Consider the following 12,587-nt stretch of genomic DNA (forward strand, 5'->3'; position numbering starts at 1 on the left):
CTCCTTGCTGGCAATGAGATAAAGCGTTTTTCGTGCTGCGGCGCAGTGAAGAACTGCGCTGGCTGCTGCAAAAACAAGAGCAAGAAGCAAGCAAAAAGCAATCGCGAAATTCGCGAAAGGGCATTCGCTATGACATTTGCCATCCACGGCCTGGCCGTTTCCCGAGGGATTGCCATTGGGCGCGCGGTCGTTGTGGCCTCCAGTCGCATGGAGGTGGTGCATTACTTCATCCGTCCAGATCAGGTGGAGTCGGAGATCCAGCGTGCCCGCACGGCACGCAATGCGGTGATTGACGAGCTGCGTCGGCTTCAGGAGGAGATGCCCAAGGACGCGCCCGGCGAGCTGGATGCGCTGCTCGATGTGCATCTGATGCTGCTGCAGGACCAGGCGCTGGCCGAGGCCATTCGCAACTGGATCTCCGAGCGTCTTTACAACGCCGAATGGGCGCTGACCACGCAGCTGGAGATCGTCTCGCGCCAGTTCGACGAGATGGACGACGAATACCTGCGCGAGCGCAAGGCCGATCTGGAGCAGGTGGTGGAGCGTATTCTGCGCCACATGAAGGGTGCGGCCAGCCCGATTGCGCAAGCTGCACCGCCGCTGGCACCGACAGGCGCCACCCCGGCAGCCAGCGGGCAGCAGCTGCAGCTCGAAGGCGCCACGGAAACCCCGCTGGTGCTGGTGGCGCAGGATCTGTCGCCGGCGGACATGCTGCAGTTCAAGAGCAAGGTCTTTGCGGGCTTCATCACCGCCGTGGGCGGCAAGACCAGCCACACCGCCATCGTCGCGCGCAGCATGGACATTCCGGCCGTGGTCGGTGCGCGGGCTGCAAGCCAGCTGATCCGCCAGGACGACTGGGTCATCATCGACGGCAACGAGGGCGTGGTCATCGTGGACCCCACTCCCATCATTCTGGCGGAGTACAGCTTTCGTCAGCGCCAGACCGAGCTGGAGCGCGAGCGCCTGACCCGTCTGCGCTACACGCCTTCGCTGACCATGGACGGGCAGAAGGTGGAGCTGCTGGCCAATATCGAGCAGCCCAGCGACGGGGCGGCGGCCGTGCGGGCTGGCGCTGTCGGCGTGGGGCTGTTCCGCACCGAGTTCCTGTTCATGGGGCGCAGCGGCAATCTGCCCGGTGAGGAGGAGCAGTACCGCGCCTATCGCGAGGCCATCGACGGCATGCAAGGCATGCCGGTCACCATCCGCACGCTGGACGTGGGGGCCGACAAGCCGCTGGACAAGGCCCAGCCCAAGGACTACTACCTCAACCCCGCACTGGGTCTGCGCGCCATCCGCTGGAGTCTGGCCGACCCCGTGATGTTCCGCACCCAGCTGCGCGCCATCCTGCGCGCGGCGGCGCACGGGCAGATCAAGCTGCTGTTTCCCATGCTGGCACATCGCAGCGAGATCGAGCAGACCCTGGCCCAGCTGCGCCAGGCACAGCATGAGCTCGATGTGCGCGGCATCGCCTACGGTCCGGTCAAGCTGGGCGCCATGATCGAGATCCCGGCGGCTGCGCTGACGGTGCGCAGCTTTTTGCAGTATTTCGACTTCCTTTCCATAGGCACCAACGACCTGATCCAGTACACGCTGGCCATCGACCGGGCCGACGAAACCGTGGCTCATCTCTACGACCCCATGCATCCTGCCGTGCTGCGGCTGGTGGCCGAGGTGATCGCAGCGGCCAATGCCGCAGGCAAGGAGGTGTGCGTCTGCGGCGAAATGGCGGGCGACCTGAGCATGACGCGGCTGCTGCTGGGTCTGGGGCTGCGCAGTTTTTCCATGCATCCCGCGCAGATCCTGGCCGTCAAGCAGGAGGTGCTGCGCGCGGACGCCAGCAAGCTGGCTCCCTGGGCCGCTGAAGTGCTGGGCAGCGAATGCCCGGCGCAGATGCTGGTGCCCTGAAGAACCTTGGGAACGACCTCAGGGCAGGCAGAAAAGGGATGGATGAATTACGCAAATTCGCAGGAAATCGCCCGTGCGCTTGAGCCGGTGCTGGAAGATGCAGCGCTTGCGCTGCAACTGGCAGCGCAAGCCAGGCCGGCTATGTGGCTGCAGACCACTGCAGTGGAGGATGAAGCGGAGATTGCGTCCGGCAGCACCAAGTTTGGCGGCTGTCCCGACCTGCCTGCCGGTGTGGCCTGGCCCGAGCGAGGGCGCTATCCGGACCATGAGCAGCGGGTGAAGCCCCATCGCGAAGACAGCGTTGCTCCCGACAGCCGCTGGCGTTGGGCCAGACCGGAGCAAGTAATGCTGTTTCGCGAAGAGGCCTTGCAGCACATTGCAAGACTCGAACGCACTTTTCCGCTGAGCTTTGTGGCGCAGATCAACTTCGCGGAAGCCCGCTCCGCCGGGACCCTGGAGGCAGCTTTTCCCGAGTCCGGGCTGTTGTCCGTCTTCTACGACCTGCTGGAGCAGCCCTGGGGTTTCAATCCTGCAGATGCCTGTGCGCTAAAGCTCATCTTCTCCGAAGACGATGCTGTGCTCGAGCGACGTCAGCAGCCGCCGGCGCTGCTAGAACTGCCCGATCACTGCCAGCTCGCACCTATGGCCTGCGAAATGCATGCCTGCGTCACGGCCTTGCCCCTGGAGAGCGCTCAGTGGGGTTCGCAGGGGCTGGAGCTAGACGAAGAGCAGCGTGATCGCTTTGTCGAATGGTGGTTCGATGACGCACAAAACGCTGCCAGCAGCGGTGGAGAGGACAGCGGCTGCCATCGCATCGGCGGCTGGCCCACGCCCATCCAGGGGGATATGCAGACCGAATGCGCGCTGGTGGCTGCGGGGCATTACTGCGGTAATGGCGATGCCTACGCGGACGAGGCCACGCGGGCCGTACGCGATACCGCAACGCAGTGGCTTTTGCTGCTGCAGATCGGCTGCGATGAAAAAGGCGGCATGGGCTGGGGCGATGAAGGTCAGGTCTATCTTTGGATGCGCCGCGACGATCTGCGCGCGCGTCGCTTTGACCGGGCGCGGTTGGTGCTGCAGTGTTGCTGAAACCCGCCTGCGCCGTGGCCTCAGGTACCAACGGTTGCGAAATGGCGGCAAAACAGCTGCTTGGAGATTTCTTTTGGTGGAAAACGAAAATTAATTGATATTGATTCTCATTTGATGTTACTATCCATCCCAGCTTGCAGCACGGGACTCTGGTGGGGTATCCAGCGCTGCATGGCTCAGTTTCATCGTGGGGCGACTCGTCGGGCCTGTTCAGCCTGCAGTCGTTTTTGCCAGCCAGCGGTTTGCCGGTTAGCCAGGCGTTTTTTCGATGCAAACAGTGGGTTATTCAAATTTCATGGCTTTTAGCGCATGATCTACAGCGATCCTGCTATGAATTGACTATGTAGGCTTTACCAGAAAGCGCAGCAAGCTCCTTATTCAGGAGCTTTATTTTTGGGCAAATCCTGGAGCGTGCAGCACTGCTCGTTGTGTGTGGCCATGAAAAAAGCAGCCCTTGGGCTGCTTGTGGGTGAGCACTTTCTTCGGTGCTCAGACGCCTGCGGCATGTGCCTGCTGGTCGGCGTGATAGCTGGAGCGCACCATGGCACCGACGGCGGCGTGGGTGAAGCCCATCTTGTAGGCCTCCTGCTCGAACATCTTGAAGGTGTCGGGGTGCACATAACGGCGCACGGGCAGGTGGCTGTTGGTGGGCGCCAGATACTGGCCGATGGTCAGCATGTCGATGTTGTGGGCACGCATATCGCGCATCACCTGCAGGATTTCCTCGTCAGTCTCGCCCAGGCCCACCATGATGCCGCTCTTGGTCGGTACATCGGGGTGCAGTTCCTTGAACTTCTTGAGCAGGTTCAGGCTGAACTGGTAGTCGGAGCCGGGGCGCGCTTCCTTGTACAGGCGTGGTGCGGTTTCAAGGTTGTGGTTCATCACATCAGGCGGAGCCGACTTGAGAATCTCCAGCGCGCGGTCGTCACGGCCGCGGAAGTCGGGCACCAGGATTTCGATCTGCGTCTCGGGCGAGAGTTCGCGGATGTTCTTGATGCATTCCACGAAGTGGCCCGAGCCGCCGTCGCGCAGGTCGTCGCGGTCCACGCTGGTGATCACCACGTACTTCAGGCGCAGAGCGGCAATGGTGCGCGCCAGATTCAGCGGCTCGTTCACGTCCAGCGGGTCGGGGCGGCCATGGCCCACATCGCAGAAGGGGCAGCGGCGCGTGCACTTGTCGCCCATGATCATGAAGGTGGCCGTGCCCTTGCCGAAGCATTCGCCGATATTCGGGCAGCTGGCTTCCTCGCAGACCGTGTGCAGATTGTTCTTGCGCAGAATGTCCTTGATTTCGTAAAAGCGCGTGCTGGGGCTGCCGGCCTTGACGCGGATCCACTCGGGTTTCTTCAGGACTTCGGCCTGCTCCACCTTCACGGGGATGCGCGCCAGCTTGGCGGCAGCCTTCTGCTTGGCCAGCGGGTTGTAGTTTTCGGCGGACTGCGCTTCGCGCACGACTTCATTGGTGCTCATGATCTTGCCTTCAGGGAGAGAGACGCGCCTTCAGCTGGCGGCCCAGCACGGATGCGGCCTCGTCCCAGGTTGTCTGTATGCCGATTGTAGAAAGGTCCACCGTCCTCAGCCCTGCGTATCCGCAAGGGTTGATTCGCAAATAAGGTTCCAAATCCATATCGACATTGAGTGCCACTCCGTGGTAGGTGCTGTGGCGGCTGACTTTGATGCCCAGGGCGGCAATCTTGCCCAGGCCCTCGAAATGAGGCTCGGGCGCCGGGCTGCCGGCTTTGCGGTGCTGCGGGCGCTGCTCCAGCATGGCATGGCTGCGCGGATCGTCCAGGCGCACATAAATGCCGGGCGCGCCCGCCACGCGGTGGCCGGTGACGCCGAAATGATCCAGCGTGCGGATCACCGCGTCTTCCAGCCGGTACACGTATTCCTTGACGAAGTAGCCCATGCGCTGCAGATCCAGCAGCGGATAGGCCACCACCTGGCCGGGGCCGTGATAGGTCACCTGGCCGCCACGATTGGTGGCGACCACGGGAATATCGCCGGGGTTCAGAACATTTTCGGTCTTGCCAGCCAGCCCCTGCGTGAAATGCGGTGAGTGCTCACAAATCCAGAGTTCGTCGCGCGTGCTCGCGTTGCGGGTGCGCGTGAACTCCTGCATCGCGACCACCGCTGCCTCATAGCCGGTACGCCCCAGAAAGCGCAGGTCCATGGCTTCGGGCGGCTGCGAAGCAGAAGCAATCGGGCTGTCGCTCACAGCACGACCTTCACCAGGGGGTGAGAGGTCAGTGCGCGGTAGGTGTCGTCCAGCTGCTCGCGGCTGGTGGCCGTGATGGTGATGGTCACGCCCAGGTAGTTGCCGCCGGAGCTGGGGCGCAGCTCGACCGTGCTGGCGTCAAAGCTGGGGTCGAATTTTTCGGCGATCTTGGTGATTTCATGTACCAGATGCTCATTCTTGACACCCATGACCTTGATGGGGAACTGGCTCGGGTACTCGATCAGCGAATCCTTGCGCGGGTCTTCTTGCTGACCGTTCTCGTTGGCGGCAGATGTGTTGGGCGTGTCGCTCATGAGGAATCCTTGGCTGAAATGAAAAATTGCCGTTGGTGAAACAGCCTGTCAATGAGTAGCAAAGATTGTGCGCCACGCCGGGCAGCCCTGCGTGTGTGGGCCTAATCGATGGATGACCGGAGCCTGCAAACCCTCAAAGCCCCTGGGTGCAGGCAGACAATTCAGGGCAATCGGGTTTTTCAATTGAGGCACACTCGCGCCGCACCAAAGCTGCGGGTGGCAAATGTTGTCACTCGGCGACAACCCTCAGGTCTTGTCAAAGACGTTTTGCGCATGACAGTATCAACCCCTATCTAACGACGGGGGTTTTTACTTATAATCAGAGGCTTTGTAAAAAAGTCTTGCCTGGTCAGCGGTGCGAAAGAAAACATGACAAACATGCCCGCTGATTTCCAGGATGAGGACGAAGTCGAAGACTTCAAGCCCCTGACTGCACAAGAAGCCTCTGCATGGCGTTCGCGCTTTCCGCAGGTTTCGGTCTGGCGCATCGTCATGGTTCAGACGCTGGTAGGCGTTATCGTGGCTTTGCTGTCGTGGTTGATCACGGGGCGTGCAGCCGCAGGCTGGTCGGCAGCGTATGGAGCGCTGGCGGTCGTGTTGCCCGCGGCGCTGTTTGCAAGAGGCGTGGTTCGTCAGCGGCCGGGAGGTGCCGGTGGCGCCATGGCAGGGATTTTCGGTTGGGAGCTGGTGAAGCTGGTGCTGTGCATTGCCATGTTGGCGGCTGCACCCAAGCTGGTACCTGACCTGAGCTGGCTGGCGCTGCTGGTCGGCTTGATTGTTGTGATGAAAACGTATTGGGTTGCGCTTCTGGTGCGATCCAGTGTCCAAAAACCGATTGATATTTGAGAGAAGTTGACCGATGGCCGCAGAAGCGCACGCACCAACTGCAAGTGAATACATCGTTCACCACTTGCAACACCTCCAGAACATCAAGCAGAAGTCCATCATCGACTTCTCCGTGTTCAATCTGGATTCGATTGCCGTGAGTGTGACTCTGGGCGCTTTGTGCCTGTTCGTCCTCTGGCTGGCTGCCCGCAAGGCGACTTCCGGCGTTCCCGGTCGTTTCCAGGCTGCGGTGGAAATGCTGGTCGAAATGGTGGACAACCAGGCCAAGGCCAATATTCACAACGCTGAATCTCGCAAGTTCATCGCTCCTCTGGCACTGACCGTGTTCGTCTGGATCTTCGCGATGAACGCCATGGACATGCTGCCTGTGGATCTGCTGCCCGTGCTGTGGCAGACCGCCCAGGGCGACTCCCATGCCTACCTGCGTGTCGTGCCTACTGCCGACCTGTCCACCACTCTGGGTCTGTCGACCGGCGTGCTGGTGCTGTGCCTGATCTACTCGGTGAAGATCAAGGGCATGGGCGGCTGGGCTCACGAACTGGTGACCGCTCCGTTCGGTACCTCTAAGAATCCCGTGTTTGCTGTGATCCTGGGCGTTGTGAACCTGGCCATGCAAATCATTGAATACATTGCCAAGACGGTTTCGCACGGTATGCGACTGTTCGGCAATATGTACGCTGGTGAGTTGGTGTTCTGTCTGATCGCCTTGATGGGCGGTGCGGCTGCCATGTCGCTTTCCGGTGTGTTGCTCCCCGTGGGGCACATCATTGCAGGTTCGATCTGGGCGATCTTCCACATCCTGATCATTACCCTGCAAGCCTTCATTTTCATGATGCTGACGCTGATTTACCTCGGCCAGGCACATGAAGCTCACTGAAATCCTTTCTTTCACTCAACCTTTCTTTAATCCCTAGGAGTCATCATGGAAAACGTTCTCGGTCTCGTCGCTCTGGCTTGTGGTCTGATTGTTGGTCTGGGCGCTATCGGCGCTTCGATCGGTATCGCTCTGATGGGTGGCAAGTTCCTGGAATCCTCGGCACGTCAGCCTGAGCTGATCAACGAACTGCAAACCAAGATGTTCATCTTGGCTGGTCTGATCGACGCCGCCTTCCTGATCGGTGTGGCTATCGCTCTGCTGTTCGCCTTCGCCAACCCCTTCCAACTGGTTGCCTAAGCTCCGTTCAACGCCCTAAATAGAAAGGTGTTGCCGTGAGTATTAACGCGACCCTGTTCGTTCAGCTTGGTGTTTTCCTGGTTCTGGCGCTGTTCACGATGAAGTTCGTGTGGCCCCCGATCGCGAAGGCACTGGATGAGCGAGCCCAGAAAATCGCCGATGGCCTCGCTGCTGCCGACAAGGCCAAGACCGAACTGACCGCTGTCAACAAGCGCGTCGAGCAGGAATTGGCCCAGACGCGCAACGAAACAGCTTCGCGGCTTGCGGACGCCGAACGCCGCGCCCAGGCCATCATTGAAGAAGCCAAGGCCCGCGCGACAGAAGAAGGCAACAAGATTGTTGCTGCTGCCCGCGCTGAAGCTGACCAGCAAGCCATTGCTGCCCGTGAAGCCCTGCGTGAGCAAGTGGCAGCGCTGGCCGTCAAGGGTGCCGAGCAGATCCTGAAGAAGGAAGTCAATGCCGGTATCCACGCTGATCTGCTGAACCGCCTGAAGACAGAGCTGTAAGGAAAGCAAAAAATGGCAGAACTCGCCACCATTGCCCGCCCTTACGCCGAAGCATTGTTCAAAGCCTGTGTCGACAAGGGCGCAGACTTGAACAGCACTGTCGCTTGGGTGGAGGAATTGGCGGCGATTGCCGCCAACCCGCAATTGCGCCAACTGGCCGACAACCCGAACGTGAGCGACGCGCAAGTGTTCGATCTCGTCACGGGTGTGGCCAAGTCGGCATTGCCCGAGTCCGCACGCAACTTCCTGCATGTGGTCCTCGAAAACGGCCGTCTGGACGTGCTGCCTGAAGTGGCAGCCCAGTTCCGCAGCCTCGTGAACAGCAAGAGCGGCTCTTCGGATGCCGTGGTGTACAGCGCTTTCCCGATTGAGGATGCAGCGCTGGCCGAGCTTGGCGCCACGCTGCAAAAGCGCTTTGGCCGCAAGCTGAATCTCACCGTGAAGCTCGATGAATCGCTGATCGGTGGCGTTCGCGTCGTGGTGGGCGACGAGGTGCTGGACACCTCCGTCAAGGCCCGTCTGGAACAAATGAAAGCGGCCCTCACCGCGTAATGCGCTTGAGGTCTCGGCTAACACACAAGAAAGAAGGAAAGAGTCATGCAACTCAATCCCGCAGAAATTTCTGAACTGATCAAGAGCCGCATCGAAGGGCTGGCTGCTAGCACTGACGTCCGTAACCAAGGCACCGTGGTGTCGGTGACTGACGGTATCGTGCGCGTGCACGGCCTGTCGGACGTGATGGCTGGCGAAATGCTGGAATTCCCCGCAGGCGCCGACGGTCAACCCACTTACGGCCTGGCTCTGAACCTGGAGCGCGACTCCGTGGGCGCCGTGATTCTGGGTGCTTACGAGCACATCGCAGAAGGCAACACCGTCAAGTGCACCGGCCGTATTCTGGAAGTGCCCGTGGGCCCAGAACTGGTCGGCCGCGTGGTGAACGCCCTGGGTCAGCCTATCGACGGCAAGGGCCCCATCAACGCCAAGATGACGGACGTGATCGAGAAGGTCGCTCCTGGCGTGATCGCACGTCAATCCGTGGATCAGCCTCTGCAGACCGGTATCAAGTCCATCGACTCCATGGTTCCCGTGGGCCGTGGTCAGCGTGAACTGATCATTGGTGACCGTCAGACTGGCAAGACGGCTGTCGCTATCGACGCCATCATCAACCAGAAGGGCCAGGGCGTTACCTGTATCTACGTCGCTATTGGTCAGAAGGCATCTTCGATCAAGAACGTGGTGCGCGCTCTGGAGCAAGCTGGCGCGATGGACTACACCATCGTCGTGGCCGCTACCGCTTCCGAATCGGCAGCTATGCAGTACGTGTCGGCCTACTCCGGCTGCACGATGGGCGAATACTTCCGCGATCGCGGTGAAGATGCTCTGATCGTTTATGACGATCTGTCCAAGCAGGCTGTGGCCTACCGTCAGGTTTCGCTGCTGCTGCGTCGTCCTCCCGGACGTGAAGCTTTCCCCGGCGACGTGTTCTATCTCCACAGCCGCCTGCTGGAGCGTGCCGCTCGCGTGAACGCCGACTACGTCGAAGCCTTCACCAAGGGCGAAGTCAAGGGCAAGACCGGTTCTCTGACCGCTCTGCCTATCATCGAAACACAAGCTGGCGACGTGTCCGCTTTCGTTCCCACGAACGTGATTTCGATTACTGACGGCCAGATCTTCCTGGAAACCAGCCTGTTCAACGCCGGTATCCGTCCCGCTATCAACGCCGGTATCTCGGTGTCCCGCGTGGGTGGTTCCGCTCAGACCAAGGTGGTGAAGGGCCTGTCCGGCGGTATCCGTACCGACCTGGCTCAGTACCGTGAACTGGCTGCCTTCGCGCAGTTCGCTTCCGACCTGGACGAGGCAACCCGCAAGCAGCTGGACCGCGGTGCCCGCGTGACCGAACTGCTCAAGCAGGCTCAGTACTCTCCTCTGTCGACCGCTCTGATGGCTTCTTCGCTGTTCGCAGTGAACAAGGGTTTCATGGACGACATCGAAGTCAAGCAAGTGCTGCCCTTCGAGTCTGGTCTGCACCAGTTCCTGAAGACCAGCCACGGCGCTCTGCTGGACCGTCTGAACGAAAAGCGTGCTTTCGACAAGGAAGGCAAGGACGAAGCTGAACTGACTGCAGCCATTACTGCATTCAAGAAGTCCTTCGCTTAATACCGGCGAGGAGTCATCATGGCAGCAGGTAAGGAAATACGCGGCAAGATCAAATCGGTGGAAAACACCAAGAAGATCACCAAAGCCATGGAAATGGTGGCTGCATCCAAAATGCGCAAGGCGCAGGACCGGATGCTGGCTGCCCGTCCATACAGCGAAAAAATCCGCAACATTGCAGCCCATCTTGGCGAAGCCAACCCTGAATATGTGCATCCGTTCATGCAAGTGAGCGATGCCAAGAAGGTCGGCGTCATTGTGGTGACGACCGACAAGGGTTTGTGCGGCGGCATGAACACCAACGTGTTGCGTGTCGTCACCAACAAGTTGCGCGAACAGCAGGATGCGGGCATTGCGACAGAAGCGGTGGCCATTGGCGGCAAGGGACTGGGTTTTCTGAACCGTGTCGGTGCCAAGGTGGTCTCTCACGCTACAGGCTTGGGCGACACGCCTCACCTCGACAAGCTCATCGGGCCTGTCAAGGTGTTGCTGGACCAATATGCTGAAGGCAAGTTGAGCGCGGTGTACCTGGCGTACACCAAGTTCATCAACACCATGAAGCAGGAATCGGTGGTGGAGCAACTGCTCCCCCTGTCGTCCGAAAAATTGCAAGCCGAGAAGACGGGTGCATCCTGGGAATACATCTACGAGCCCGACGCTCAGAGCGTCATCGACGAACTGCTGGTTCGTTACGTGGAGTCCCTCGTGTACCAGGCAGTTGCGGAAAACATGGCGTCCGAGCAATCGGCGCGCATGGTGGCCATGAAGGCCGCTACCGACAACGCCGGCAACGTCATCAGCGAGTTGAAGCTGGTCTACAACAAGACGCGTCAGGCAGCGATTACGACCGAGTTGTCGGAAATCGTGGCAGGCGCAGCCGCTGTGTAAACGGCTTTAACGAACAAACAGATTGGAGCAAAAAATGGCTCAAGTACAAGGCAAGATTGTTCAATGTATCGGCGCCGTGGTGGACGTGGAGTTTGCCCACGGCCAGGTGCCCAAGGTGTATGACGCCTTGAAGCTGGAAGGTACGGCCCTGACCCTGGAAGTTCAGCAGCAGCTGGGCGACGGCGTGGTGCGTACCATTGCCCTGGGTTCTTCCGACGGCCTCAAGCGTGGTCTGATGGTCACCAACACCGGCAACCCCATCACCGTGCCCGTGGGCAAGGCGACGCTGGGTCGTATCATGGACGTGCTGGGCAACCCCATCGACGAGCGCGGCGATGTGGACCAGACACTGACTGCCCCCATCCACCGCAAGGCTCCTGCATACGACGAACTGTCGCCTTCGCAGGAACTGCTGGAAACCGGCATCAAGGTGATTGACCTGATCTCTCCTTTCGCCAAGGGCGGCAAGGTGGGTCTGTTCGGTGGCGCCGGCGTGGGCAAGACCGTGAACATGATGGAGCTCATCAACAACATCGCCAAGGGCCACGGTGGTCTGTCGGTGTTTGCCGGTGTGGGTGAACGTACCCGTGAAGGCAATGACTTCTATCACGAAATGTCGGATGCCGGCGTTGTGAACCAGGCCAACCTGAACGAATCCAAGGTTGCCATGGTTTACGGTCAGATGAACGAGCCTCCAGGAAACCGTCTGCGCGTTGCGCTGACCGGTCTGACCATGGCCGAAGCTTTCCGTGACGAAGGCAAGGACGTGCTGTTCTTCGTGGACAACATCTACCGCTACACACTGGCCGGTACCGAAGTGTCCGCTCTGCTGGGCCGTATGCCTTCCGCCGTGGGCTACCAGCCTACCCTGGCTGAAGAAATGGGTAAGCTGCAAGAGCGTATCACCTCCACCAAGGTGGGCTCGATCACTTCCATCCAGGCCGTTTACGTGCCAGCCGATGACTTGACCGACCCCTCGCCAGCCACGACCTTTGCTCACTTGGATTCCACCGTGGTGCTGTCCCGTGACATCGCTTCGCTGGGTATCTACCCCGCCGTGGACCCGCTGGACTCCACCAGCCGTCAGCTGGACCCCCAAGTGGTTGGCGAAGAGCACTACAAGGTGGCTCGCCAAGTGCAAGGTACGCTGCAGCGCTACAAGGAACTGCGCGACATCATCGCGATTCTGGGTATGGACGAGCTGGCTCCCGAAGACAAGCTGGTCGTGTCCCGCGCTCGTAAGATGCAGCGTTTCCTGTCGCAGCCTTTCCATGTGGCTGAAGTGTTCACCGGCGCTCCCGGCAAGTACGTTCCCCTGTCTGAAACCATTCGTGGCTTCAAGATGATCGTGAATGGCGAAGCCGACCACCTGCCCGAACAGGCTTTCTACATGGTTGGTACCATCGACGAAGCCTTCGAGAAGGCCAAGAAGCTGGCAGCCTAACGGACTTTCACCCCCTGAGCGGCTAACGCCGCCTCCCCCTCTCTCT

At 60.0% G+C, this 12,587-nt stretch carries 13 protein-coding genes; 10 read left to right on the forward strand and 3 right to left on the reverse strand.

The genetic code is table 11. The annotated features are described in order from the left end of the window. The first annotated feature begins 129 nt into the window (after window positions 1-129). Window positions 130-1,905: a phosphoenolpyruvate--protein phosphotransferase gene (ptsP, locus tag O987_RS01625; RefSeq protein WP_043376010.1), complete on the forward strand. Its 1,776-nt coding sequence runs from the start codon at window positions 130-132 to the stop codon at window positions 1,903-1,905. A 42-nt stretch (window positions 1,906-1,947) separates the two neighbouring features. After that, window positions 1,948-2,997, forward strand: a complete 1,050-nt coding sequence (locus O987_RS01630) for a YwqG family protein (RefSeq protein ID WP_043370613.1) — start codon at window positions 1,948-1,950, stop codon at window positions 2,995-2,997. A 489-nt stretch (window positions 2,998-3,486) separates the two neighbouring features. Here O987_RS01630 and lipA read toward each other — a convergent pair whose 3' ends face one another. Genes lipA through O987_RS01645 form a run of 3 tightly spaced genes read right to left on the reverse strand, consistent with a single transcriptional unit; the run spans window position 3,487 to window position 5,529 of the window. Next, complete coding sequence (lipA, locus tag O987_RS01635) at window positions 3,487-4,467, reverse strand: lipoyl synthase (protein WP_003059385.1); 981 nt, start codon at window positions 4,465-4,467, stop codon at window positions 3,487-3,489. A gap of 10 nt (window positions 4,468-4,477) precedes the next feature. Further along, on the reverse strand, window positions 4,478-5,170 hold the full coding sequence (lipB, locus tag O987_RS01640; protein ID WP_003059382.1) for a lipoyl(octanoyl) transferase LipB: 693 nt from the start codon (window positions 5,168-5,170) through the stop codon (window positions 4,478-4,480). Between the two features lie 41 nt (window positions 5,171-5,211). Next, window positions 5,212-5,529, reverse strand: a complete 318-nt coding sequence (locus O987_RS01645) for a YbeD family protein (protein ID WP_003059380.1) — start codon at window positions 5,527-5,529, stop codon at window positions 5,212-5,214. Between the two features lie 378 nt (window positions 5,530-5,907). On the opposite strand from O987_RS01645, the gene O987_RS01650 reads away from it, so the two are divergent. The 8 genes from O987_RS01650 to atpD are packed head-to-tail and all read left to right on the forward strand — an operon-like array spanning window position 5,908 to window position 12,541. Further along, window positions 5,908-6,375 carry an ATP synthase subunit I gene (locus tag O987_RS01650; protein WP_019042020.1) on the forward strand — a complete coding sequence of 156 codons (468 nt, stop codon included), beginning with the start codon at window positions 5,908-5,910 and terminating at the stop codon, window positions 6,373-6,375. A gap of 13 nt (window positions 6,376-6,388) precedes the next feature. Further along, complete coding sequence (atpB, locus tag O987_RS01655) at window positions 6,389-7,252, forward strand: F0F1 ATP synthase subunit A (RefSeq protein WP_003059377.1); 864 nt, start codon at window positions 6,389-6,391, stop codon at window positions 7,250-7,252. Between the two features lie 45 nt (window positions 7,253-7,297). Continuing rightward, a complete protein-coding gene (gene atpE, locus O987_RS01660) occupies window positions 7,298-7,549 on the forward strand; it encodes a F0F1 ATP synthase subunit C (protein WP_003059376.1) in 252 nt (83 codons plus the stop codon). Window positions 7,550-7,584: 35 nt separating this feature from the next. Next, window positions 7,585-8,055, forward strand: a complete 471-nt coding sequence (locus O987_RS01665) for a F0F1 ATP synthase subunit B (RefSeq protein ID WP_003059375.1) — start codon at window positions 7,585-7,587, stop codon at window positions 8,053-8,055. Between the two features lie 12 nt (window positions 8,056-8,067). After that, complete coding sequence (locus tag O987_RS01670; RefSeq protein WP_043370617.1) at window positions 8,068-8,607, forward strand: F0F1 ATP synthase subunit delta; 540 nt, start codon at window positions 8,068-8,070, stop codon at window positions 8,605-8,607. 45 nt (window positions 8,608-8,652) lie between these two features. After that, window positions 8,653-10,212, forward strand: coding sequence for a F0F1 ATP synthase subunit alpha (gene atpA / locus O987_RS01675; protein ID WP_003059371.1), 1,560 nt, complete (start codon window positions 8,653-8,655; stop codon window positions 10,210-10,212). 18 nt (window positions 10,213-10,230) lie between these two features. After that, window positions 10,231-11,097, forward strand: coding sequence for a F0F1 ATP synthase subunit gamma (gene atpG, locus O987_RS01680; RefSeq protein WP_003059369.1), 867 nt, complete (start codon window positions 10,231-10,233; stop codon window positions 11,095-11,097). Between the two features lie 34 nt (window positions 11,098-11,131). Then, window positions 11,132-12,541 (forward strand): F0F1 ATP synthase subunit beta, encoded by a 1,410-nt coding sequence (gene atpD / locus O987_RS01685; RefSeq protein WP_043370619.1) that lies wholly within the window; start codon window positions 11,132-11,134, stop codon window positions 12,539-12,541. Window positions 12,542-12,587 lie beyond the last annotated feature (46 nt).

The organism is Comamonas testosteroni TK102, assembly GCF_000739375.1.
GTDB classification, from domain to species: Bacteria; Pseudomonadota; Gammaproteobacteria; order Burkholderiales; family Burkholderiaceae_C; genus Comamonas; species Comamonas brasiliensis.

Coding starts and splice junctions, on each gene's coding strand:
- ptsP (WP_043376010.1), top strand. CDS start 130: ATGACATTTGCCATCCACGGCCTGGCCGTTTCCCGAGGGATTGCCATT.
- O987_RS01630 (WP_043370613.1), top strand. CDS start 1,948: ATGAATTACGCAAATTCGCAGGAAATCGCCCGTGCGCTTGAGCCGGTG.
- lipA (WP_003059385.1), bottom strand. CDS start 4,467: ATGAGCACCAATGAAGTCGTGCGCGAAGCGCAGTCCGCCGAAAACTAC.
- lipB (WP_003059382.1), bottom strand. CDS start 5,170: ATGGACCTGCGCTTTCTGGGGCGTACCGGCTATGAGGCAGCGGTGGTC.
- O987_RS01645 (WP_003059380.1), bottom strand. CDS start 5,529: ATGAGCGACACGCCCAACACATCTGCCGCCAACGAGAACGGTCAGCAA.
- O987_RS01650 (WP_019042020.1), top strand. CDS start 5,908: ATGCCCGCTGATTTCCAGGATGAGGACGAAGTCGAAGACTTCAAGCCC.
- atpB (WP_003059377.1), top strand. CDS start 6,389: ATGGCCGCAGAAGCGCACGCACCAACTGCAAGTGAATACATCGTTCAC.
- atpE (WP_003059376.1), top strand. CDS start 7,298: ATGGAAAACGTTCTCGGTCTCGTCGCTCTGGCTTGTGGTCTGATTGTT.
- O987_RS01670 (WP_043370617.1), top strand. CDS start 8,068: ATGGCAGAACTCGCCACCATTGCCCGCCCTTACGCCGAAGCATTGTTC.
- atpA (WP_003059371.1), top strand. CDS start 8,653: ATGCAACTCAATCCCGCAGAAATTTCTGAACTGATCAAGAGCCGCATC.
- atpG (WP_003059369.1), top strand. CDS start 10,231: ATGGCAGCAGGTAAGGAAATACGCGGCAAGATCAAATCGGTGGAAAAC.
- atpD (WP_043370619.1), top strand. CDS start 11,132: ATGGCTCAAGTACAAGGCAAGATTGTTCAATGTATCGGCGCCGTGGTG.